Consider the following 25,141-nt stretch of genomic DNA (forward strand, 5'->3'; position numbering starts at 1 on the left):
GATATCAGATTTTCTTTTTCGACCAATTTGCCTTTCGGATATAAGCAAATGAAATCAGGCCAATGGCGATATTATAAAGCAATTCGGCCGTCCAAACGCCTGCTATTGTGGAAGTTTTGGTCATCATGTAGATGTAGAGAATATAAACTACAAGCACGCCAAACTCCAAAATCATGGCGGCATCGGTGTTGCCCGTGCCAGAAACCGCTTCGAAAAATACCATTGCAACGGCACCGAGAATAGTAGCGGCACATATCACGTAAACCGCTGGAACTGCGGCTGTTGCCAATGCCATATCATCGGTGTAGATTTGCAAGACCAATTGCGGAATAATGAGCGTCACGGCTACCAAAATCGAAGCGCAAATGACACCATTCTTGGCAACTTTCAGCAAAAGCGACATTACCTCACTGCTTCTTCCCTCGCCTATCGTTCTGCTTGTCAAAGTGTTAGCGGTAGCAGCAAAAGCAAATCCAGGAATAATCAAAATCATGTAGGTACTGCGCACGACCGATGAAATGCCGATGGCCATCTCGCCCATTTTCTCAATCAAGACAAAGAAAGCGAACCATGCGCCAAAGGAAAACAGGCGTTGAATCATACTCGGGAAAGCCACTTTCAGCAGCTCGCCCATCAGTTTGGGTTGCAGTTTGTGCCAACGGAACATGCCGAATTTTTCATGCGGAACGGTAATATAAGTGTAAATCCAGAAGAAACAAAATGCCGTGATTTCGGCCATCAGCGAGGCCAATGCAGCACCGCCGACGCCCATCTCCGGCAGATTGCAATTTCCGAAAATCAGGCACCAGTCGAAGAAAATATTCACCACAGCCATGATGACAGTCGAGAACGTTATCACCTTGGTGTTGGAGATTCCGACATAAAACGAACGGAACAAATAATTGAAGACCACGAAGATAATGCCAAACTGACGGTATTTCAGATAGTCCATCGCCGAGCCATAGATGTTCTCGGAACTAATGATGACACGCATCAGGCTCTCGCTGCAAAAGAACAAAATGCCAAAAAGCAAAATGCCAAGCAGCAACACGAACATGGCGCCATGTTGGAAAACCTCACCGATTTTCTTGAAATTGCCTTCGCCAAAACGACGCGCGATAAATATCTGAATGCCAATGGCAAAACCCATTGCCAAAGTCGTAAACACATAATAATAAAGGCCCGCCATCATTGAGGCACTCATCTCGATGGTGCCCAAATGACCTAAAAAAGCCGTGTCGGTAAAAGTAATGATGGTCTGGGCCAAATTGCCCAGCATGATGGGATAGGCAATACGCCAAATCTCACGGTTTGAAACGGAAGTCTTTAACATTCAATGATTTACTTTTGTAAAAATGCCGGAACAGGAAGATGCATGCCTAAAACCAGCCAATGATTGGTCCGGGCTTGCTCAAGCAACATTTTGCGCGAAGCAATTGCCTGCTCCTTGTCTTGGTCAAAATTAGCACAATATTCCGGATGTTCCAATTGTAATGCGGCACCATGCACAAAGTCACCTGCAACAAGCACATTGCCAACAAGATAAGCCGCGTGTCCTGGTGTATGTCCAACCGCATTTATGGGCTTCACTCCACAAGGCAATTCATCGCCAAAGGCAAAACAATGTGGTTTGTAGGCCGCTGCAACAGCTTGATACAATTCATTTTTAAGCCATGCATTATGCTCTATCTCGGAAATGTACAGTTCTGCATTTGAATATCTCGCCTGTCCATCCACAAGCAAACCGCCGATATGGTCGCCATGGGCATGGGTGACAAAAATATAGTCAATGTCATTCGTTTGAATTCCAATGCTTTCCAAACGATCTGCCGTTTTTCCGTCAGGTAGACCTGCATCAAAAAGCATCTTTTTTCCGTCTTTCTCAATTAGAAATGTCGAAACGCTTGAAGGCACACCATCCCGCAAACTCAGGGCTTGCATGAGAGAATCAGGTGCATCGGCAAACAGTTCACGAGGCATCAAACGAGGCTCATCATTGTCTTGCAACCATGTAATTTTCACATCGCCAACTATCTTTGTTTCAACAAATTCCGTTGAATTCTTCTCATGACAAGCCGTCATGGAAGCCAACAAAATCATAGCAACAATCATTCTGTTCATAGGTATGAAATTTTACTGCAAAAATAGTAAAAATCTAAAGTCTTTTTTTCCTATTTTTCTTCTATTTCTTCCTACATTGTTTGAAATTTCAAATTTATACTTATTTTTGCGCCTTGATAGTTCGGGGAGAAATCCGAACTACAGAAGGCAATTAGTGCTTGTATCTCGGTATACAAATTCTGGAAAAATTGGTAATGAGATATGTAACACAATTTGCCAGCCTTTTTGTATTCAATTATTTGATTACATACAGGCTAGGTGAACGTGTACTATTTTTATTACCGAGGTTGTTCCAGAGCCTGTATACCAAAAATAGGCAATAATCAAGTTTCCTAGCCTTCTTTGTGCATTGTAAACTGCTGAATCTGGGAAGCTATAAGCGCGAAAACAATTTCATTATGCCACTATTCAAAGTAACTGTTACGAGCAGCAAAAACACAAACGGCATCCGCTTGGAACGCGGCATGAGTGTTGATGTAGTGACAAACAGCATGAGTAATCCTGTAATTACAAATGGAGGCCAATTGGTTGTAGATGCTTTTATGAGAATTTACGGAATTGATATTAAAAGAGTTGGAGCATTAAGCATGGCATATTTAGACGTTGAAAGGATTGGATAATATGAGCAACTACCTAAAATGTCCTAATTGCGGATCTTCAAATACAGATTTGTCAGATGATGCAAGTTCTAAAATTGGTTGGGCTGGCATAGGAGAATTTGCTATCGGTTTCGGAGCAGGAATGCTAGGATTAGGTGAATTGGTTGAAGATGTTGATTTGATGGGCAATGTTGATGCCGAATTTAAATGCAACAGCTGTGGATATGTCTGGAGACCAGATTCAATTTACGGTGCTGTGACCGAAACTTGGATAGAACAAAATGTGGAGTTATCAGGCTTAAAAGGAATAAATGTCCATGCCAAATTTGAAGTTCATGGAATGCAAAATCGTCAAGGAGTTTGTCAGGCTTTTTTCTACAACTCAAATAAAACACCTTTAAAGGATTCAAATGAGAGTTATTGCACCCAAGATGGCAGTGTCGCTACAGGTGATTATTATCAAGCTCCTTATGAAGATACCATTTTCAATGATTTTTCCCTGTTTATTCCGTATGAAGAATTTCACTTGAACAATTCTGCATTGGTATTATTCGATGTATATGTATCTGATGGTAATAATTGGATTGCAAAAAGTAGCCAAAACAGATTCAATTATATACACACCCCAAAGCCTAAAATTCTTCCAGAACCACAAAAGGAAAATGTTTTGAACGAGTTAAAAAAACAACACAATTCCACAATGGCTGAAGAAGAATATCTTGCTGAATATAAGGAATGTATAGAAGATGGTTCAATTGGAGTTAATGAACGCAGATTGTTGGACAAGTTAAGGGACAAACTCGGCATTTCGTCCAATAGAGCGAAAGAATTGGAAGACTCTTTATCACCAAACCGTCTTTCAGAAAATGAGATTGAATACCTTAATGAATATAAAACAGTCTCAAATGATGGCTATATTTCCGATAAGGAACGACATCTTTTGGAAAAACTAAGGAAAGTACTTAACATTTCTGAACAAAGAGCCAAATATTTGGAAAACAGTTTTCCCGCAGATGAAAAAGAAGTTTTATCTATATCCAAAAATCAATCAAATGACGATTGGATACCGAATAGTAACACTGCAAGTCCGATTATATAAACTAAAAAAAATACAATTATGACATTACTAATCATTATTATCGTTATCATTATCGTCGTGGCAATTTCTAAGTCTTTGAATCAAAACAACACTTATTCTCCTCCCAGTCAAACCAATATAGAAAACAATGATGGGAGTAGATTTGTTGGCACCATTGATTCAAACGGGACAGGACATGGAACCTATTTTTATTCTGACGGAGGCAGATATGAAGGTGATTTCGTCAATTCTATGAAATGTGGACATGGAGTTTATCATTGGCCTGATGGCGAAAGATATGAAGGAGAATGGGGAAATGACATGAGAAATGGATATGGAATAGACTATCAGATAAATGGAAATCGATATGAAGGCCAATGGAAAAATGATAATATGGAAGGAAGAGGAACTGTGTTTTCTCCAGACGGAATCATTTTAGAATGTAATTGGCAGAACTCAATTGCTAACGGAAATGGTGTTATGACTTGGCCCAACGGCGTTAGATGGGAGGGTAGATTTTGTGGAGAAAAATTTGAAGGAAAGATTATCAGGAATGATGGCAGTTGTTTTGAAGGGACCATGAATATGGATACAATGGATGGATATATTAAAGGTGGTTATTCTGATGGGAAACATTATGAAGGCAAACTAATAAATGGCGGCTTTTGTGAGAAAGGGACAATGACATATCCAGATGGAAGGAAATATGTAGGTCAATGGAATAACGAAACAGATGTGTGGGAAGGAAAAGGTATATTGTATTGGCCTAATGGAGATCGTTATGAAGGTGAAGTGAGCAAAGACAATCTCAATGGCTTTGGCATTTATTACAGAGCCGATGGCAAATCCAGAAAATGTGAATACAAAGACGGTAATTTCGTTAGATGGATTGATTAATACATTTTGTTATGAGCGACAGAGCATACATAAAAGCGGCTGATAAGGTTGAGAAATTCATGGAAGGGGCGTTGGACAAAGAAATCACTGCCCAAATTAAGAAAAAGGCAATAGTTGGTGGATTATGCATGGCTATTCCTTTATTCGGAATTGAGACCATAATTTATGCCTCTTGTTTGTGGAAAGAATATGGTGAAATAAGCAAAATCAGTGGTGTTCCATTTAAAGACAATGCAGTTAGGAATATCATTGGTGGGTTTATTCTCAACATCATCATCACTTTTATCCTCAATCTCATCATCGACCTAATTCCCGGACTAATCATCAGTAGCATCGGCTGTTTTGTGGTAGGTTATACTTCCCTCGAACTTTCAGGAATGGGTTATGTTAAAATGCTGAAAAAACTTCATGGCCAAAAAGCTAAGGCAGATCTCAATATCAATAAGGGTATATCTAATGTAAAAGGAGGCAATGGACAAAGTCAAATTCAGCAGACAAACAACGGAATTAGGGAAGAAAAATACAACAGTGGAGATAGGTATGTAGGCACTTTTAATTCTAATGGTCGTCGTAGCGGTAAGGGAACATATTATTGGACAGGAGGAGCAAGATATGAAGGCAATTGGGAAGATGGTCCAAGGAGCGGATATGGAATCCAATATTATTCTAATGGGAGTCGGTACGAAGGCAAGTGGAAGAATGACGAAAGAAATGGACAAGGAACGTTTTATTGGACTGACGGAGACAAGTATGTTGGAGATTGGAAAGATGATAAAATGGAAGGAAATGGAACCTATTATTTTGCCGATGGAAGAAAATATTCAGGATATTGGAAGAATGACAAAAAAAATGGACAAGGAACATTTTATTGGACTGACGGAGATAAGTATGTTGGAGATTGGAAAGATGATAAAAGAGAAGGAAATGGGACCTATTATTTTGCCGATGGAAGAAAATATTTAGGATATTGGAAAAATGAAAAAATGAATGGACAAGGAACGTTTTGTTGGCCAAATGGAGACAGATATGAAGGTGAGTTTAGAGATGGCCTAAGGAATGGACATGGAATCCAATATTATGCAGATGGGAATCGATATGAAGGTGAATTTAGAAATGATAAATTTAATGGTGCGGGGAACCACTATTACACCAACGGGGTCTTAAGACGATGTGAATACAAAGACGGCAATTTCGTTAGATGGATTGATTAAGATAAATTATTGATTAATAAACAAATAAAAAATTATCATTATGACGTTTCTAATTATTCTATTCTGTGTTTTTATTTTTGTCATTTCGATAAAAAGCAGATCAAAACAAATCTCAGTATTAAACAGCACATTGGAACAGACTACTGAAAAGACAAAAAACTCCTTGATTAAGGATGTGGTTTTACTTGTCATTGGAATAATCTTAATTTTTGTCGGCAGGAACAAATACATTGCCGACGAAGGTTTGTTCAGTTGGTTTTGGGGTGCTCTTATGTTTGTTATTGGTGTTGTATTTGCAATCGGATATTTAATTTCTGCCTTGAAAAACTTTTCAAGATATACGGAATACAAAAGTATGAACGCCATTCAATATAAGAAGCACCAGGAACTGACGGAACAGCAAATTAAAAAAGAAGACGAACAAGCTGTGCAGGCATACAAAACCCAAAGGAGAATTAATGCAATCAATAGATTCTTTAATGGCTAACTAGCCGAACACATTCATTTTTAAACTTTAGAATTTGCGCAATAAGGACATTGTCCGCTGTTCATGCACCTTGGCGGGTGTTTTCTCCTGAACTTGGAGAAAAACAAAATTTGAGAGCAACAGATTTCCACTTCTGCTGCTCTCTTTTCATCTGAGACTACAACATCACGAGTCTTTTTCGCGAAGTTTTCTCATCATTTCCTTTGTGTAAGCCCGCCCTCTTGGTACCAGTTCTTGCAATCCTTTTTTATCATTTCCCCTTCAATACTCCAAACGCCTTCCCGATATTTTCCGTGATGTCACTTGCCAGCAAAGCTTCGTAGCCCATGCTTTCAGCTGCAATGTCACCTGCCAAACCATGCAGATAAACGCCCAAAACAGCCGCCTCTTCTGGAGAATAGCGTTGTGCGAGCAAAGAAAGGATGATTCCCGTCAGCACATCACCGCTTCCGGCTGTCGCCATTCCTGAATTTCCAGTCGTGTTGAAGAAACATGAACCATTGGGAAAAGTGATGGATGTGTTAGCACCTTTCAGCACAATAATCAGATTGTTACGCACCGACATTTCACGTTGTTTTTCAAGTCTCTCGAACGATGAACTGAACTTCGTTCCAGCCAAACGCTCAAACTCTTTCGGATGAGGCGTGAGAATAGTCTTTGCTGGCAAAAACGGAATCCAAGTCGGGTTTTCCGAAAGAATGTTCAAGGCATCGGCATCCATAACCAAAGGCACTTTCACCTCTTGAATCAAGCGTTTCAAAGCGCGTGCCGTTTCATCCGATTTGCCCAAGCCAGGACCTATTCCAACGGCATTATAAGACTGTAAATCACCGAAATAGCTAAAACAAGCATCCGATTCATCTGCATCGACAATGGCCTCCGGAACGGTGGTCTGCAATGGCAAAACGGCTTTTTGCGGCAAATGCACACTCAGCAGACCGACACCTGAACGCAAGCACGATTTGGCACTCAGCAAGGCGGCTCCCGTCATTTGTGCCGAACCTGCAATCAGCAAAGCGTGGCCGTAAGTGCCTTTGTGCGAAAACTTCGTCCTGACATGCAATATCGGTTTCACCATATCCTTTAAAACCAAGAAGTTAGGCGTTGCAACTTCGTCAATATATTTGGGGTGCAGGTTGATGTTCAGTATCTCAAAACGACCGACATACGGATCATTTTCAGGCATCAGGAAAGCCAGTTTCAGGAACTGGAAACTGAGCGTGTAATCGGCTTTGAAAATGAATCCCAAGGCGCTGGGTTGGTCGGCAAATAGGCCGCTTGGAATGTCGATGGCAATCCTAATGGCATGACTTTGATTCAGATACGAAATCAAATCGGCGGTCATGCCTTGCGGCGGACGGTTCAAGCCGGAACCGAAAATGGCATCAACGATGATGTCGTTGTCGTTGATGGGCGGAAAATCGTCTTCCGACATGATGTCGAACATCGGGACTTTGGTCTCGTTCAGCAGGCGGTAATAATTCACCTCGCAATCGTGGCTCATCTTGTCGGAATAGCGCACCATAAACACCTGTGGAACAATGTCTTGCTCATAAAGCAAGCGAGCGACCACAAGACCATCTCCCCCATTGTTGCCCATGCCGCAGAAAATCCGAATCACTTTTTCGCGCGAGACTCGGCGGTAAAGCCATTCAAAGACCTTTGTGGCAGCGCGTTCCATCAAATCGACTGATTCAATCGGCTCATTTTCAATCGTATATCTATCCGCTTCGCGGATTTGTTCTACTGAAAGGATTTTCATAGTCTGATAGGATATTTAACCAAATGTTCGTCGAGCATTTCTTCGGGGATGATGCTTTTGATGGCTTCCGCAATGATATTCAGCATTTTCTCGCGGAAATAGTCTTTGCGCACGAACAGCGAAACGATGCGGTAAGGTTCGGGATTGACCAAAGGACGGATGTGTTTCACGGACGACTCGCGCAAAAGCTTGATATGCAGTTCGGGGATAGCCATATAGCCGCCGTTTTCATCCACAATCATCATCAGAGTCGGGATGTTGCCCGCTTCGTAAATGGAGGAATGTTCGACAACCTCGTCGCAGATTTCGGGCGACTGGAACTGCAAGCTCACATCTTCCTTCATGCCCCAAAGATGTTCACGCGGCATAGTCTGAAAATCAAGCGATTCCTCGTAATACAAGGGCGATTTCGGCGACACATATGCCATGTATCTCTCCTTAAACAGAGGAATTTCAAGCAAAGTGTCAGGCTTGCGCGGCTCCGACATGATGGCGACATCGATTTCAGCCTGTTCCAGTTTCCTGATGATTTCATCGCGCATCATTTCGGAAGCGCGAACAGAGACCGCCGGATAATGGTCGTGCAGATATTTGAACAGTTTCGGCGTGATGTAAGGGGCAACCGTTGCACTGATGCCCAAATTGATTTCGCCCGTATTGCGCTGTTTTTCAGTCTGAACCATTTCCTCCAACTGATGCACGTTGAACAGCACCACTTTTGCCTGACTGATAATCATTTCGCCTGCTGCAGTAGGCACCACAGGGCGGCTGTTGCGGTCGAAAATGGTGACATCCAATTCCTCTTCGAGTTTCAGAATCATCGAACTCAGAGTGGATTGCGTCACGCCACACGATTCGGCGGCCTGCACAAAAACGCGGTATTTGTCAACGGCCACGATATATTCCAATTGCTGAAGCGTCATCTTTCTATTGATTTTGACGATGCTGCAAATATAGTATTATTTATTTCAATAGTTTGCGTTTCGTGCAATAATTTGATGATTTGCAAGAAAAAAGTCCCGATGTCGTTCACACCGGGACTTTTCATTTAGTTTTCAAAAACCATCTTATCATCCTTGATTTTGATGGTTATCGGTTTCGTCTTGTCGACCTTATCGGCCAACACCATCTTCGAAAGTTCATTCAGCAACTCGCGCTGCATCATGCGTTTCACTGGTCGCGCGCCATATTGCGGGTCGTAACTCAAATGGGCAATCCATTTCACGGCTTCTTCCGAAATGTTGATTTCAATATCGTTGTCTTTCAGCATTTTCTGAACCTGCGCAAACTGCATTCTCACCACATCGGCAATCTGATCTTCACTCAGCGGACGGAACATGATGACATCATCGACACGGTTCAAAAACTCCGGACGCATGAATTGTTTCAACTGTTCCATCACCTCGTAGCGGGTCTTTTCGAAAACCGCATCGGAATTGGCATCGGCAGCCGATGAAAGGTTGTTCTGGATGATGTTCGCGCCAATGTTCGAGGTCATGATGACAATGGTATTCTTGAAGTCGACCACGCGGCCCTTGTTGTCGGTCAGACGGCCATCGTCCAACACTTGCAACAAGATGTTGAACACGTCAGGATGCGCTTTTTCGATTTCGTCAAGCAAAATCACCGAATACGGCTTGCGGCGCACGGCCTCGGTCAACTGACCGCTTTCTTCGTAACCGACATAGCCTGGAGGCGCTCCAATCAGTCTGGAAACCGTGTGACGCTCCTGATATTCAGACATATCGATACGCACCATGGCGTTCTCATTGTCGAAGAGAAATTCAGCCAAAGCCTTTGCCAATTCAGTCTTGCCGACACCCGTCGTTCCCATGAAAATAAAGGAACCGATAGGACGCTTAGCATCTTGCAGACCTGCGCGGCTGCGGCGGATGGCATCGGAAACAGCGGTAATGCCTTCCTCCTGCCCGACCACACGCTTGTGCAGTTCCGTCTCGAGATTCAGCAGTTTTTCGCGTTCGCTTTGCATCATCTTGTTCACTGGAATCCCCGTCCAACGTGACACTATTTCCGCCACATCGTCGGCACTCACCACCTCATCGACCAAAGGATGATCGCCTTGAACGGCTTTCAAATCAGCCTTAGCCTTCTCGATGTTAGCTTCAGCATCGCGAATTTTGCCATAACGCAATTCCGCCACGCGACCGTAATCACCCTCACGCTCAGCCACTTCCGACTGATGGCGGTAGTTTTCAATGTTATCCTTTTCCTTCTGGATGATTTCGACATAACGACGCTCGGCCTGCCATTTTTCACGAATCACATCGCGTTTGGCGGTCAAGGCAGCGATTTCTTTTCCTAATTCATCGGCTTTCTTGACATCGTTTTCGCGCTTAATGGCCTCACGTTCAATCTCCAACTGACGGATGCTGCGTTCCACATCTTCCAATTCCTCCGGCACGGAATCAATCTGCAGACGGAGACGGGCGGCGGCTTCATCAATCAAGTCGATGGCCTTATCGGGCAGGAAACGGTCTGATATATAGCGCACTGAGAGTTGTACGGCAGAGATGATGGCCTCGTCCAAAATACGGATGTGGTGATGCGTCTCGTAACGTTCCTTCAAGCCACGCAAAATGGAAATGGCCGATGCAGCATCGGGTTCGTCGACCATGACGATTTGGAAACGGCGTTCCAAAGCCTTGTCCTTCTCGAAAAACTGTTGGTATTCCTTCAAAGTCGTGGCACCGATGGCCCTCAATTCGCCACGCGCCAAGGCAGGTTTCAGGATGTTGGCAGCATCCATGGCACCGCCCGTAGCACCTGCGCCAATCAGCGTGTGGATTTCATCGATGAACAAAATGACTTCGCCATCGCTGTCAACCACTTCCTTGATGACGTTTTTCAGACGTTCCTCAAACTCGCCTTGGTATTTTGCACCGGCAATCAGCGCACCCATATCAAGGGAGAAAACGGTCTTAGACTTCAGGTTTTCAGGCACATCGCGACTTACGATACGCTGCGCAAGCCCTTCAACGATGGCAGTCTTACCGACACCAGGCTCACCTATTAATATAGGGTTGTTCTTGGTGCGGCGTGAAAGAATTTGCAGCACACGGCGGATTTCCTCATCGCGGCCAATGACCGGGTCGAGCTTGCCCGCCGAGGCCAACTCATTCAGATTTTTGGCGAACCGATTCAACGATTCGTAATTCTGTTTTGGTTTCTGTGTTTGGTTGTACGTATTCATATTGCATGAAAATTTTCGCTGCTCTTATCAAAACTTGAGCCATTGCGATTTTGTTCACAGCAAACGCTTGATGAATGACAAATTGTCTGATAATTAGAATTATAACAATGATATCAAATGACAATTTGTCACCAGAAAACTATCTCAATTACACTTTTCGTCGGGACTTTTTCAGAAACACATTGCAAAAACGGTTTCTAAAATGTTTTTCCATTGCTCAATCCTTAACAACCATTCTTGTAATTGCGCCATGTTTTCCAACGATTTGAACTGCATAACAACCTGATGGCAAGAATGTCAAATCCAAAACACAATTCTTTTCTGAAATCGCTTTCATTTCACTGACTTGCAAACCATTAACGTCAAAAACACGAATCATTTCGACATTTTCGGCATTGATGTTCAGCAAGCCTTTTGTCGGGTTTGGGAACACATTAATCAATGAAGACTGACTTTCCCCGATGTTGGAATATTGGAAATTTGCAACCAAATGTCTGTCGCTTTCAAGCGGGAAGAAAAACAGCGAATCTTCCGAAACCACAACGCCGTCTTCCGTCCAATTGATAAAACTGTGATTTTCTCTTGGAACCGCCAAAACCGCTGCGGTATTGTCAAGGCAATCATCTGGCATCTGATAAATCTCAACGCTTCCATGCTCTTCATTTGCCGAAACTGCTTCTATTTCAAACAGATTCCGTTCCTCAATTGACGAAAAATCTTTCCACTCGACAGCATTCTGATAATTTTCCAATGCGCCACAAGGGACAATAACAGGGACATCTCCCACTCCATCAAATGCCTGAGCACTTGGCGGTGCTATGGGATTTTTTGAAACAATGTACTGAAAGTTATGGGTATCTGCAAAAGCAAAAGCCTGAATTTCCTGCACGGACTTTCCCAATGTCATGGAATTAAAACCATAACACATGGAGAAGGCATACGTTCCGATTTTTTTCACATGGTCGGGGACGACTAAATCTCCTGACAAACGATAACAGTTCTTAAATGCATATGTGCCAACTTCTTCCAAGCAGTCCGGCAAAAACAACTCACCATTTAATTCAGAACATTTATAAAAAGCCCCATAACCTATTGCCTTTACATAATCGGGAATCACCGAGTTTTTGCAGCCAAGTACTAAGGTGGAATCCGATTTCATAATGATGCAATTCGAATCAACGAAAAAATATGGACTATCTTCATCAATCACAAAAGACTCCCAACATGTCGAGAATGCAAGATGCCCAAAATACGACAAAGAAGCAGGAAGCGATAACGTACCTGTCATTCCTACACATCCTTCAAACGCACCTGCACCAATGGAACTCACTGAATTTGGAACAGCCAGACTTCCTGTTAAACCAGCACAATCTTTAAAAGCGGCTTGGCCAATTTTCTTCACCGAATTTGGAATGACCAGCTCTCCCGTCATCGAATTACATCCTTTAAAACCCTTCTCACCGATAGCAGTAACCTCATATTCATGTCCTTCAAATGTGACCATTGAAGGAATGGTAACATTTCCAACCGGCATCTGAGGCCCAAGATAAGGAAACATGTCTGTGTTCGGATAAGTTATTTCGACCTCATTGGCTCCTGTAATTTTGTAATACAAGGTTTGCCCAGATTCGCAAGAAGCTGAAAAATCGAAGTTTTGCGCTTCCAGAGCAAGGCTTGATGCCATAATTGCAACAATTGTAAAGAGTTTAATTACCTTATTCATAATATAGAGTTTTAATGTTTCTGCAAAATTAGAACTAATTCATAATTAAAGCAACATGATCATTCCTCAATTCTCACACCATCACAGTTTTCATAGACAAAACGCCTCGTTTCCGGCCTATTGTAAATGTAATCATTTGTCATTTCAATCGTATTATTCTGAAAGTCAATCCCATCAACGCAATACAAATTCAAAATGCGCGGGTCAAAAACACGGAACACATTATCGTGGATTTTTAGATTACGATGATAACGGCTTGCCTCGCGGTCGTTCCACAAACCCGTCCCGACGGCAATGCAGGCACTTCCCCACCCGCTGCTGCCGTAATTTCCGTTTTCAAAGACATTGCGGCAAATCTCAACATCGCGGACGCCGCCTTGTTCGTACCAATACGAGCCATCGCCCTCAAACAGAATGGAAGCCCCCGCCGAATGGAAATAGTTGCTGTCTATCACTATTTTGCCACGCGAACCAAGCAAAATGCCGCGGGCGCGATTGCATCTTATCGTACAACCTTTCAGCAGCACATCGGGATACGCATCCATTTGAGCAACAACATATTTCACTTTCACATCATCAGGCAAATCCTCGGTCAAGACAACGCGCGTATATTCCTTATTCAGTACTTCCACACTTTCAACCTGACGGGAGCAATTCGTTATAAGGCTTTCGTTATCAACGATTTCAAGATTCATTTGCGGACAAATGAAATTGAAACCAAACTGCTGCCCGTGGACATATTTCACCACGACCTGATTCGGTTTTTCGATTTCCGAAATCATCGCATAAATGCCGTGGATGTTGGTCGCATCGTCTTTCTGGTTCTCGAAAACGCAGTCAATCAGGCGAATATAACCCGAACAGTTCGAGAAATGCGTGGCATCAGCCGTGGCACTCACAATCCTGTTTTTGTCAGGCGGACAGGTAACGTTCACCTTATTCAACTCGATGTTTTCCGAACGCTGCGCAACAAAGGCCATACCGCCTGTATGATAGACATTTACATCATGAATCAGCACGTTTTTGCTGTCGCTGATAATGAAACCCGGCACAAGCCGATGGCCGCAACCAAAGACAAAAACATTGCCAACCGTGCCTTTCAAGCCTTCGTGGAAAACACGCACGTTTCCATCGGGAAGCTGCTCGCACATTTCGGTTCCGCCCACCCAATAATCATTGGCGTAATAGGCTGGTTCCCTGCGTGTTTTATCAAATTCCAAAAGGTTGTTACATTCAGGATAACCCGTAGGCTTATTGTCGAAATAAAGGCAGCCGTTGCGAATCTGATAAGGAAATTCCACCGTATCGAAACGCAAATCCACATATTTTTCGGTGACAGCCATGATTTCGCCTTCGGAATGGAACGGCGTCGTGTAATCTATCGAAATTCCTGAAACCGTAATGTCATTCGCCTCGCCAACATAAAACGGAACTATGAAACCCACAAAATCCAAATGCGTGTCATTGCCTTTAATTTCCAGATTTTCAATTCCTTCCAAATCGAAAGCAATACGTTTCAATCCTTCATCGTTGTTGCTAACATAACAATATTTTTCGTAGGCAAAATCAGGTTTCACTACAAAAAGACCTTCCGGTAAGACCAAAGCGGTTGCCTTTTCACTGCGACAGGTTTCCAACGCCGCACGAATGGCAGGCATAATGTCTTCATTGGAATTGATGTAATTTTCAAGATAGACCGTTTTTTCATCAGTTTTCTGCCGCGACTCATTCCGACAGGACACAGCGCAAGCGACAAGAATCAAACTGATTATCAAATAATTAAACTTTCTCATAAAAAATATTTCCGTCCTCCGATAAGGATAAGTTTTCGCCTATTTATTACATGATTGAATCATCATCTCGACAGGCTCAATGAGTGCTGTACTTGTCGAAAGGACCATTCTACTTCTTTGGAAAGAACGGACAGCGTTCGCCAAGGCACTGGTTGTTGCGCTGCGACCTCGAGCACACCACTTTAGTTTTCTCCATTTCCACGCCTAAGTTTTCCTTCACAAAATCGATGGCGGTGAGCACCGACAGGTAAGAATCGCGCTTACAACAACGTGGACCGCCGTGTTCGGCCACTTGCGCCAAGGCGGAGGCCGTCATCTGGTTGCTCAGATGCCACGAATCAGTGGAAAGCGGCGTGTTGCGGGTGACTATGGAAAGGAACATGCCCGTGCTGATAGTGGCACCGCAAGCTCCCCAATAGCCACAGGCACCGCCTGGAACTTCCTTGCCACGCGACATGATTTCAGTCAAAGCCTTCGGCAAATCGACCTCGCCGCCAGCATTATGATAGGCAGTAAGCAACGAGGCACCCACAAGCACATGATGCTCAGGGCCATGCATGTGGCAGAACGACATCGACATTAGCCGTTCAAGGATTTCGATAGGATTGCGCGAGGTGTCGGAGAGGCACACCGCCATAATCGAGTCCATGCCCGTAGTATGGCATTGATTGCAGACGTAATGGCCTTTGACGCAGTGCGTCTTGCTCAACTCTTTTTTGTGACAGAGCACACACTCCATCATCGTGTCTTGCGGCAGATATTCCAATGGCGCACCGCAAATGAGACATTCGTCGTTTTCCATGATCTCGAGGTTTTGTTGTTGTTCGTCCTGTTTGTTTTCCTGATGGCTGCAGGCTGTCGCGAGTCCAGCCACGAATAGCACAAGTAGCAGTAGTCTGTGTTTCATTTGAATGATATTAGCCATTCTTGAATGGTATTTTTCAAGTGGGCAAAATTAGTGAAATTGTTTTCATTTACAAATACAAATATTGCTTGATTGTATTTTTTTTTGCGGCACTAATGTAGGAAATTTGTTATTCAACACGCCAAAAGCAGTGGAAAAAGTCCATATCACATATCAAACACAAATAAAAAAACCTAACTGACTGGAAATCAATTAGGGTTGTTATGTTTTCTGTGCCCCGAACAGGAGTCGAACCTGCACACCTCTCGATATACGCACCTGAAACGTACGCGTCTACCAATTCCGCCATCGGGGCTTGGTTTGAGTGCCCAGGACAAGAGTCGAACTTGCATGCCGTAATCGGCACCACCCCCTCAAAGTGGCGTGTCTACCAATTTCACCACCTGGGCCTTAAATCGGTTGCAAAAGTACAGCTTTTTTCTTTCACCGCAAGCATTTTTTCATTTTTTTTCAGAAAAAAGTTCATCGTATCGCTTAATTTACTATTTTTGAACCGTTTAAAATTTGATATTATGTTTACGGAAAACGATAAAACTCAACTTATTGGAAGAAACATCACCGAAAATCAGGTGGAAAACCAAGTCAACAGACTGAAAATAGGTACTGCTTTTGTGCATCTCGTAGCCCCTGCAACCATAGGAAACGGCATTGTGAAGATGGATGAAGCCGAAATCAAGGCCAGCATCGAGGCTTTTGAAAGCGACAAGGAATACTATCATTTTACGAAATTCGTCCCAGCTTCAGGTGCCGCCACACGCATGTTCAAAGCCATGTTTTCGTACATCGAGAATCCTTGCGAGCAGACCTTCCCTACCGAGTTTTTCCAAAAGATTCACAATTTCGCATTTTTCGACGACCTCAACCAAGCCGTCATCAATAATTACGGTCTCAACATCGACCAGATGATGGATGCCAAGCATCATGCTGAGATTGCTGAGACCTTGTTATTAGAAAAAGGTCTCTCCTACGGCAAACTGCCCAAAGCCTTGCTGAAATTCCACCATTACGATGGATTCAACCGTCTCGCCTTGGAAGAACATTTGGTTGAGGCCGCGCGTTATGCCCAAAATACAGATGGCACGGCTCATTTGCATTTCACGGTCTCGCCTGAACACGAAGCGTTTTTCCGCGAAACCTTGGATGCACTGCAAGCACAATACGAGCAGCAATACGGCGTGAAATACATCATCAGTCTGTCGAATCAGAAACCTTCGACCGACACAGTCGCCATCGATGTGGAAGGCAATTTGTTCCGCAATGCCGACGGTAGCATTTTGTTCCGCCCGGGCGGCCATGGCGCACTGATTGAGAACCTCAACGACCTCAAGGAAGAAATCGTTTTCATCAAGAATATCGACAACATTGTGCCCGAAAAGCAATCCGCAACCACCTACTTATATAAAAAGGTACTTGCTGGTCACCTGCTGAAACTGCAACAGCAGGCTTTCGAATACCTCGAGATGCTGGATGAAGGTCTTGTTGACGACAGCGAATTAGACGAAATGATTCAGTTTGCCAAAAACGAACTGCTGATTGACGTTCCCGATTTCGTCAACGCCTACAACAACATCGAAAAAATCGACTTCCTTTACGACCGCTTCAACCGCCCGATGCGTGTGTGCGGCATGGTGAAAAACGAAGGCGAACCCGGCGGCGGCCCATTCTGGATTAAAAACATGGACGATGAAATATCACTGCAAATCGTTGAATCATCGCAGATTAACCACAACGACGAAAAGCAGGAAACCATCTTCAAATCATCGACACACTTCAACCCCGTTGACCTGATTTGCGGCTGCTGGAACTACAAGGGCGAAGCCTTCAACCTGACCGAATACGTCGATCCAAGCACCTGCTTCATTTCCAACAAGTCGAAGGACGGGCGCGAACTGAAAGCCTTGGAACTACCCGGCTTGTGGAACGGTGCCATGGCCGACTGGATTACGGTCTTCGTCGAAGTGCCGATTGAGACCTTCAATCCGGTCAAGACCGTCAACGACTTGCTGAAGGCGGCGCACCAGTGATTTGTTGTCGATTAAGCTGAATGTGTTTTCTCATCTTAAGTAACTGTTCAAAATTAAACTAAGTAGGTAAGCAAAATTAGTTTACATAAAAGGCACAATGCTTCGACATCGTCACACCCTTGGAAAAGGGTGTCAGCAAGCTATCCGCTCATTGAGCCTGTCGAAATGAGTGAATTAATGTAGTTTGTTTCCGACCACTTGCTTACTAAAAAAAGCACCCCTTTCGAGGTGCTTTTTTCATGTTATCCGTTAGGATTCTGCGATTAGAAGCTCAAACGGACATTGAGAGCTGCCGACCATGTTGAATAGGTGCTGGCATATTCGCTCCATGTTGGATTGGTGAATTCGTACTGATAGTCGCCTTCTGAATTCTTGGAATACTTCAAGATGTCTGAGCTGCTGAGTCTCTGCATGTTGCCCCAGCCTCTGTAGATGAGGTTGGCAATGTTGTTGACATCGATACCGAATGACAGCTTTTCACCGCCGTTGAACTTGATGGTTCTTTCGTACTTGAAGTTGAATGTATGTCTCCAAGGAGCGATTGCGCCGCCACGTTCTGCATATTCACCACGGTGATTATTCAAATACTTATCCTGCATGATGAATTGGTTGAAATCTTCAGCATTTTCTTCGCTGACGAATGGCATTTCTGAGAGTTCGGTCTCAGTTGGGATGTAAATCAAGCTGTTGGCACCGCCGTCACCATTGACATTTGTAGTCATAGTGTAGCTGTAACGGGTGTAGCTGTAGCTGCCGATGTAAGCGTGGTTGAAGCCTTCGTAGTAGAGTCCGATGGTTTCAGTTGAGCGTTTGCCGCTAGGCCATGTCCAACCTACGTTGAAGAGGATACGGTTAGGAGAAACGTATGAGCTGTAGCCGAGTTCCTGTGAGTTTGAACCATTTACGCCAAAGGTGTTGGTGTTGAAAGCTGAAGTGACTTGGTCGCCAATACCATCAATGACGTTCTTGCCATTTGAATAGGTATAAGCAGCCATGAGGTTAAGACCGCAGTCGAAATCTTTGCTTAACTGAGCGGTTCCGCTATAGTAGTAGCCTTTATTGTCGCTGTTAGTAATATAATAAGGTGTGACAGGCTTGCCAAGAGAGTTTAAGATACCTTCTGAAACCCAGTTGTCTCTTTCTTCTGGTTCACCTAGAAGTTGAACAGCATCACCTTTAACAATGCCGAGCTTGGTAACAGCAACCGAAGTGATGTCCTTGTTGTAGATGCCTTCCAAGGTAGCCTTGATACCGCCAGGAAGTTTAGCATCCAATGCCAATGATGATTTCCATGTTTGAGGCATCTTGAGATCCTTGTCCATGATGGTAGGTGATTGTGGAGCAGGAAGGTCGCCGACAAAGAGGTTGTCGCTGTTGGCAGCGATGATGGCATCAGGAGATGTAGCGAAAGTTACGTCTTCATTAGTGGTGATGTATTGGTTCTGCATGCAGTTGGAGTTACCAACGGTTGAAACGATCCACACGAATGGGAGACGGCCTGTGTAGAAGCCGCTACCGCCACGGAGGATAAGGCTACGGTCGCCCATGAGGTCCCAGTTGAAACCAATGCGTGGCGAGAAATTCAGACGAGCGTTTGGCATGTCGGCTGTCGAGAGACCGCTGATGGTGTTGTTGCCATCGGCCAAAGCGTGGTGAACGATTTCGGTAGCACCTGTTTCTGGATCGGTAACTACTGTTTCATCCCAACCATTGAGGAATTGATTATTCGTGTTGTAAGAAGCGATTGAAGGATAGGTAGGAACTTCAAGACGGAGACCAACTGAGAGGTTGAATCTTTCGCTGAGGCTCATTTCATCTTGCAGATAGAGTGAATATTGCAAATACTTGAATGAAGGATAAACCTGATCGTGGTTTTCGTTGTTACCGTATGTGATTGCGAAAGCAGCAGGAGTAGCCAGGTTTACGAAATCATTCCATGAATTGTAGACATAGTAACCGGCACCACCTTGCATGTAGCCGTTTTCAGTCTTGTTATATTCAAACTGAGCGCCGAGGACGAAATTGTGAACGCCAGTGAGATAGCTAAGTTCGTCAGTGAACACAGCGGTCTTAACGTCGCGGAGGTTGCCGTAAGTGAATGGGTCAGGACCGAATGAAGTATAAACAGCTTTTGTGCCATCTTCAAGAGGTTCAAGAATATCGACGGTTGGGAAAAGGTCGCCAACGTAGCTGCGAGGTTCATCTTGGTGTGAATAGGTGGCGCGGAACATGTTGTGCAAGCGGCCTGAGAGGAATGAAGAGTTCAATTCAGCTGCAACTGAAGCGAAGTTCTGTTCCTGGAAGTAACGTGAGCTTTCGAAGTACAAAGCGTAATCGGAAGTACGGCCATAGGTGTTACGGTTGTAAACGCTGCTTGGCAGTGGGCTGATGGAGCTTGAAGGAGTTGATGAATACTTGTTCTTAACCAAGCTGTAACGGACATTCAACTTGTTGTTGTCGTTAATGTTCCAGTCTACACGAGCCAAGAGTTTAAGGTCAGGAGTGCTCATTGAGTAATTCTGGTAACGGCCTGGATCGTAATTGTAGTGAGTGTTCAGATAATCCTTGATTTCGTCCATTCTCTCAACGGTTGGTCTGTTGTATTGAGTGGTGCCACCCCAATCGTCTCCTTCATGCAGACGGGCAAAGTGGTTCTGACCTGGGTCTTTATCACTCTGGAATTCAAAGTTGACGAAGAAGAACAACTTGTTCTTTACGATAGGACCGCCAACGGAAACGCCAATGGTGTTGTCTAAGGTTTCGGAAAGTTTCAATTTGTCAGGGTAGTTGCCCATAGCGTCTTTCTTACCGAACTTTGTACCAACGAGACCGTCGTTGTTGAAGTAGTCGTAGATGCTGACGTGAATGTCGTTAGTACCACTCTTGGTAACGGCATTGATAGAACCACCGGTAAAACCGCTCTGACGGACATCGAAAGGAGTGACATTGATGGTCATCATTTCGAGAGCATCAAGTGAAATCGGGCTACCACCTGCAGGAAGGTTGCTGCCGATACCGAAGGCATTGTTGAATGCAGCACCGTCAACGGTGACGTATGACTGACGGTAGTTACCGCCACCAACTGCGAAACCGTTTGATGTTGCAGCAGCCTGAGGTGTCAGAGCCAAAACATCGTTCAGGCTACGGCTAACTGTTGGAAGGGTGTTGATTTGCTCGGTGCTGATGGCTGTTGTTGCGCCGGCACGGTCGCTGTCCATTCCGTTGGAAATGGCTTCGGCCGAAATAGTGACTTCGCCCAAGCCGACTGCTTCTTCTTTCAGGATGACGTTCAAAATCTTGTTCTCGCCAAGAGTAGCGGTAACACCTTCGTGAACGTTGGTCTGGAAACCGACCATGCGAACCTCAACTTTGTAAGGACCGCCAGGACGGACGTTAAGCAAACGGTATAAACCGTGCTGGTCAGCTACAGCATAGTACTGTGAGCCTGAGGGTGTGTGTGTTGCAACAACAGTAGCACCTGGTAAAACGCCTTTCTTTTCGTCGGTCACTTTACCGCTGATGCTTGATGTTGTCACCTGTGCCATCATTGTGATGGAGGCAATCATTGCCACGAAAAAAGTAAGTAACTTTTTCATAGTGAATAATTTAATGTTAATAATTAGGTTGTTTTAAGTGTATTCATTTTAATAAAATGTATTGCAAAGATAGGAAAATGATTGAAGCAAAAAAAATTTTTCTGATAACTTTGAAAAAAATAATCAACAATGGCTGTTGATAACTTTTTTAGAATTTAGTAATCAATTGATATTTAATTTTTTAGATTAACATAATTTAGGATTGATTTGTTTTTTAAACTTGCTCAAAACTTCCAAATTGCTTCAATTTTCAAATCAGTCTTGTGATTGCCTTTGATGAGTGTCGGACCGCTGCTGATTTCATCTTTGTTGGAATAAATGGTGCGACCGATGCGTGCGTAAATGCTGAGTGAATTGAATAACTTAACGTGACCTAACAGATAGATTCTCATGCCTTTGTCATAGAGTGATGGCACCGAAAACGAATATAAAACATCGCTTTCGTAGGCATAAATGCGGCTGTTGTAATCATCTGTGTCGAAAACGGCATAACGGAACGAGAGCGAATAGGGCTTGCCAACGGGCTTGTAGGCCACATCCTGGCAGATGAAAAATCCATTGCTGTTGGTCTGGTCATCATTGTAATAATGCTCATAATCAGCACGATTGCCCAATGACCAATTTTCGCCAATCTTGTAATTGATATTGAAACGCACGGAGTTTTTCGTGTAGAAAATCGGGTAATGCAAAAACACAAAGGCATCGGTGGAGTTTTTCATCTTCGTCTTTGAACGCAAGACCAAATTCCAGCTTGCCCTGCGGCTGACTTGGTGAGAGAGTTTGGCATAATAATCATGTCCCCAACTTGGTGTGTAGACCTGACTTGTGAGCCATGTCATGCGGAAGAAGTCGGTGTAAACCAACAAGTTCCAATAAGGTGCAAGGGCAGCCTGTACGCCGAAATAGATGCCTTCTTCGCCTTGTCCGCGACTGCTTTCAGCGTAGGCATTGGAGAAAAGATTCTGGTATTTTTTGTCGTAATTGCGGTAAAACAGCGTGAAATTGATGTAACCGGTAGGCCGCGCCGTTATGCCGACCAGTCCGGCAAAGGCTTTGTTATCGCTCATGGCGGCTTCACCGAAAAAGGCGAATTTGTTTTTCACATATTTGATGTCAATGCCTTGATTGGTAAGCTGTTTGCCTTGAAAATAGAACTGGTTGAAATGGCTCGGCTGCAAAAGCAGTTCCGCGCTGAGGCGTGTGTGATGAAGGGTGTAACCGATTTCCAGATGGCTGTTGGCGTAGGCAATATGGCCGCCAAATACCTGCTGACGGATGGCGTTTCTATCCAATAATTCTCCGATAGTGCGGTGATAGCCAGTCTCTTGCAGACTACTGACCATCTCGGTTTCGTTCAACGAATCGGCAACGCTGATGTTGGCGTCGATTTTACGGTTGGAGTAGAACAACGTGCCGTAAAAGTCTTTGTGATGCAAGGTGACGGCAGCGCCACGGAAATAGCCGAATTCAGTTGTTGAGGTCTTTGGTTTCAGGCCGCGACTTTGTTTCATCACCGAACTGCCATCGACTGTCTTGCCGAAACTCATGCCTGACCAAAGCGTAAGTCCTTGACCGAAAGAGAGTTGGTAATCGCCCAAAGCCACATCCTTGACAATGCCTAAGTCGTTGGCATAAACGTGAAAACCGTAAATGTCAAAGCCTTTGTGATATTTGTCGCCCAAAACCGACTTGATGGTATCGCTGATTTTGTCGGTGAAGAACATTTCGCCCGGGTCTTTTTCGGCGGCAAAGCCAAAACGAATTTTATTCCTGTAATTATAGGTATACTTGATTTGATATTTCTGCGGACTGCCCAAGAAATGTTGTCCTTGGTGTTCAAGCATTTCCTCGTCGTCAACATCTTCATAACCTTGCTGGTCTTCAAGCACTTGCTCGTAACGCGCCACAATCTGATGCTTGCCGTATTTGGCCATTTTCTGTAAGGTTACTTTCTCTTTCGAATTGTCGGCACCTGCGTAAACGATGGATTTGATGATGCTAACCGTCTGTTCGTCAAAGCCTTCCACCATTTCCAATTCATCGAGGAAAAGGAAATCGCCGTAGAATTTGCGGTAGTTTTTCAGGGCTTCGTACTGAAACACGTTGATGAGGCGCAATTCCAGCAGGTTGACGATGTCGTCGCTATTGATGTTGATAGGATTTTCGCTGTAAAAAATGTAGTTGTCAAGCAGTTCTTCGTAATCGATTTCGTCTTCGGTTTCCTCAGCCAGACGTTCAACTTGCTCGATAAGCAGTTGATTCAAGGCATCTGACGACAAGGAATCGACAGCAATCTGAGCCGAAGCGACACTTGAGATAAAAGCAAATAATATGATGACAATCAGTTTTTTCATTATTTGCCGATATTAAAAATCATACCTACGTTTATGCCTGCGCCTAATACCTGATGCATCTGTGCGCCCACATTAATTTCGACAATTTTAATCTGGTAGCCGAGGCCGAAAGTCAGCAGGCCTTGCTGCTCGAAACGGTCGGTGCCGATTTGTGCGCCGGCGCGGATATAGAAATCCTTAACGGCTTCATATTCAAGTCCTCCACGAAAAGCGAAACCTTCAAAATCAGTGTTCTTTTCAACTTCGAGTTGAGCGATGAAATTTTTTGTGAATTTGTAATTGGCACCAAAACGGAAAACGATAGGCAGTGGTTCCTGATTGATGGTTTGCTTCAACGTGAATCTTGACGGATTGAAAATATATGTTCCAAGTGTCAGTTTATCAGTGACTTTCGATTGAATACCTAATTCAAAGGTTAAAGCGCTTTTGTTGCCGTATTCTTCTGCAATCTTCAGCAGGCAGTAGTCCAATTGCAATCCGATTTGAAGGTAACGACCGAAACTTCGGGCGTAGGCCAAACCGATTTTGTTTTCATTGAAATTGCTTGAGCCATATTGGTTGAAACTCACACCGATTGTGCCCATATTGAGCGGCACGGCAAAGGCCGCGCTTTTGTCAGCCGTTTCGGGCAGCATCCATTGGTTTTGGTAATAGAGGCCGAGGCTCATCTTTTGCAGTTCGGCCAGTCCCGCAGGGTTGTTTTGCATGGCCCAGATGCCTTGCGAGGCGACGCACGAATTGCCCATAGCTGCCGCGCGACCGCCAACGGGATGAATGAAATCGTAAGCAAAAAGGCTGTTGCCCAAAGTCAGTATGATAAGGAGGAGGTAAAGTCTTTTCATTTAAAGATTTGTTTTGATTCCACAAAATTACAAAAAGAATGGCAATTGCCAACGGAATATGGAAAAATGTGTAATTTTGCGAAAAAATCAGCGAAATGGAAAATCAAGACATCAGATGGAAGCAGCGGTTTGACAATTATCACAAGGCTTGCGCAAAAATTCGTGAGTTGGTTGATTCAAAGCGTGACATCGAAAGCTATTCGGAACTGGAACGGGAGGGACTGATTCAGCGTTTTGAATATACATACGAATTGGCTTGGAAGGTAATGCAGGATTATCTGATTTACAAAGGATACACGTTCACTTCCGGACCTAATGGTACACTTCAGATGGCTTTTGAAGATGGCTTGATTGCGCATCACGATGCTTGGCGGCGTATGGGTATTGCCCGAAATGCCACATCTCATGTCTATAATGAGGAAGAGGCTTTGGAGATTGCCAAAAGCATCTTGACGGAATACGGCTCGCTACTGATTGAATTTGATGATATGATTTTATCAATAATAAGCAATAACTGA

Annotated in this window: 17 protein-coding genes, 2 tRNA genes and 1 pseudogene; 7 read left to right on the forward strand and 13 right to left on the reverse strand. The window is 44.0% G+C overall.

Annotated elements, in window-relative coordinates:
- Positions 1-4: 4 nt before the first annotated feature.
- Positions 5-1,333, reverse strand: a complete 1,329-nt coding sequence (locus AC06MN_RS12765; protein WP_475672772.1) for an MATE family efflux transporter — start codon at positions 1,331-1,333, stop codon at positions 5-7.
- Positions 1,334-1,341: 8 nt separating this feature from the next.
- Positions 1,342-2,121, reverse strand: coding sequence for an MBL fold metallo-hydrolase (locus tag AC06MN_RS12770; protein WP_475672773.1), 780 nt, complete (start codon positions 2,119-2,121; stop codon positions 1,342-1,344).
- A 398-nt stretch (positions 2,122-2,519) separates the two neighbouring features.
- Between AC06MN_RS12770 and AC06MN_RS12775 the strand changes: the two genes are divergently transcribed.
- The 5 genes from AC06MN_RS12775 (at position 2,520) to AC06MN_RS12795 (ending at position 6,393) form a co-directional block, all read left to right on the forward strand.
- A complete protein-coding gene (locus AC06MN_RS12775) occupies positions 2,520-2,741 on the forward strand; it encodes a DUF6140 family protein (RefSeq protein WP_475672774.1) in 222 nt (73 codons plus the stop codon).
- A gap of 1 nt (position 2,742) precedes the next feature.
- Complete coding sequence (locus AC06MN_RS12780; RefSeq protein WP_475672775.1) at positions 2,743-3,819, forward strand: hypothetical protein; 1,077 nt, start codon at positions 2,743-2,745, stop codon at positions 3,817-3,819.
- 18 nt (positions 3,820-3,837) lie between these two features.
- Positions 3,838-4,695, forward strand: a complete 858-nt coding sequence (locus AC06MN_RS12785; RefSeq protein WP_475672776.1) for an MORN repeat-containing protein — start codon at positions 3,838-3,840, stop codon at positions 4,693-4,695.
- 11 nt (positions 4,696-4,706) lie between these two features.
- The gene (locus tag AC06MN_RS12790) at positions 4,707-5,906 is read left to right on the forward strand and encodes a hypothetical protein (protein ID WP_475672777.1); all 1,200 of its coding nucleotides are present in this window, start codon (positions 4,707-4,709) and stop codon (positions 5,904-5,906) included.
- Between the two features lie 130 nt (positions 5,907-6,036).
- Positions 6,037-6,393 carry a hypothetical protein gene (locus AC06MN_RS12795; protein ID WP_475672778.1) on the forward strand — a complete coding sequence of 119 codons (357 nt, stop codon included), beginning with the start codon at positions 6,037-6,039 and terminating at the stop codon, positions 6,391-6,393.
- Positions 6,394-6,643: 250 nt separating this feature from the next.
- Here AC06MN_RS12795 and AC06MN_RS12800 read toward each other — a convergent pair whose 3' ends face one another.
- The 8 genes and pseudogenes from AC06MN_RS12800 to AC06MN_RS12835 form a co-directional block, all read right to left on the reverse strand.
- The gene (locus AC06MN_RS12800; protein ID WP_475672779.1) at positions 6,644-8,155 is read right to left on the reverse strand and encodes an NAD(P)H-hydrate dehydratase; all 1,512 of its coding nucleotides are present in this window, start codon (positions 8,153-8,155) and stop codon (positions 6,644-6,646) included.
- Positions 8,152-9,078 (reverse strand): LysR family transcriptional regulator, encoded by a 927-nt coding sequence (locus AC06MN_RS12805; protein WP_475672780.1) that lies wholly within the window; start codon positions 9,076-9,078, stop codon positions 8,152-8,154. The genes AC06MN_RS12800 and AC06MN_RS12805 overlap by 4 nt, the downstream gene beginning before the upstream one ends.
- A 125-nt stretch (positions 9,079-9,203) precedes the next feature.
- Positions 9,204-11,348, reverse strand: a pseudogene (locus tag AC06MN_RS12810) (ATP-dependent Clp protease ATP-binding subunit); the annotation flags it as partial.
- 235 nt (positions 11,349-11,583) lie between these two features.
- Positions 11,584-13,089 carry a leucine-rich repeat protein gene (locus tag AC06MN_RS12815; RefSeq protein WP_475672781.1) on the reverse strand — a complete coding sequence of 502 codons (1,506 nt, stop codon included), beginning with the start codon at positions 13,087-13,089 and terminating at the stop codon, positions 11,584-11,586.
- Between the two features lie 59 nt (positions 13,090-13,148).
- Entirely contained in the window at positions 13,149-14,882 is a 1,734-nt protein-coding gene (locus AC06MN_RS12820; RefSeq protein WP_475672782.1) for an alpha-1,3-galactosidase-related protein, read from the reverse strand.
- A 109-nt stretch (positions 14,883-14,991) separates the two neighbouring features.
- Positions 14,992-15,789 carry a DUF5714 domain-containing protein gene (locus AC06MN_RS12825; RefSeq protein WP_475672783.1) on the reverse strand — a complete coding sequence of 266 codons (798 nt, stop codon included), beginning with the start codon at positions 15,787-15,789 and terminating at the stop codon, positions 14,992-14,994.
- Positions 15,790-16,020: 231 nt separating this feature from the next.
- Positions 16,021-16,102: transfer RNA gene (locus tag AC06MN_RS12830), tRNA-Leu, on the reverse strand.
- Between the two features lie 10 nt (positions 16,103-16,112).
- A tRNA-Leu gene (locus tag AC06MN_RS12835) sits at positions 16,113-16,196 on the reverse strand.
- A 123-nt stretch (positions 16,197-16,319) separates the two neighbouring features.
- Between AC06MN_RS12835 and AC06MN_RS12840 the strand changes: the two genes are divergently transcribed.
- Positions 16,320-17,831, forward strand: coding sequence for a DUF4301 family protein (locus AC06MN_RS12840; RefSeq protein ID WP_475672784.1), 1,512 nt, complete (start codon positions 16,320-16,322; stop codon positions 17,829-17,831).
- A gap of 263 nt (positions 17,832-18,094) precedes the next feature.
- Here the strand turns inward: AC06MN_RS12840 and AC06MN_RS12845 are convergent, their stop codons facing one another.
- From AC06MN_RS12845 to AC06MN_RS12855, 3 genes are all read right to left on the reverse strand, one after another.
- A complete protein-coding gene (locus AC06MN_RS12845; protein ID WP_475672785.1) occupies positions 18,095-21,427 on the reverse strand; it encodes a TonB-dependent receptor in 3,333 nt (1,110 codons plus the stop codon).
- 224 nt (positions 21,428-21,651) lie between these two features.
- Positions 21,652-23,781 carry a ComEA family DNA-binding protein gene (locus AC06MN_RS12850; RefSeq protein WP_475672786.1) on the reverse strand — a complete coding sequence of 710 codons (2,130 nt, stop codon included), beginning with the start codon at positions 23,779-23,781 and terminating at the stop codon, positions 21,652-21,654.
- Positions 23,781-24,623, reverse strand: coding sequence for a PorV/PorQ family protein (locus AC06MN_RS12855; RefSeq protein WP_475672787.1), 843 nt, complete (start codon positions 24,621-24,623; stop codon positions 23,781-23,783). The genes AC06MN_RS12850 and AC06MN_RS12855 overlap by 1 nt, the downstream gene beginning before the upstream one ends.
- A 95-nt stretch (positions 24,624-24,718) precedes the next feature.
- Between AC06MN_RS12855 and AC06MN_RS12860 the strand changes: the two genes are divergently transcribed.
- Positions 24,719-25,141: an HI0074 family nucleotidyltransferase substrate-binding subunit gene (locus AC06MN_RS12860; protein ID WP_475672788.1), complete on the forward strand. Its 423-nt coding sequence runs from the start codon at positions 24,719-24,721 to the stop codon at positions 25,139-25,141.

The organism is Candidatus Limimorpha sp. (assembly GCF_056203535.1).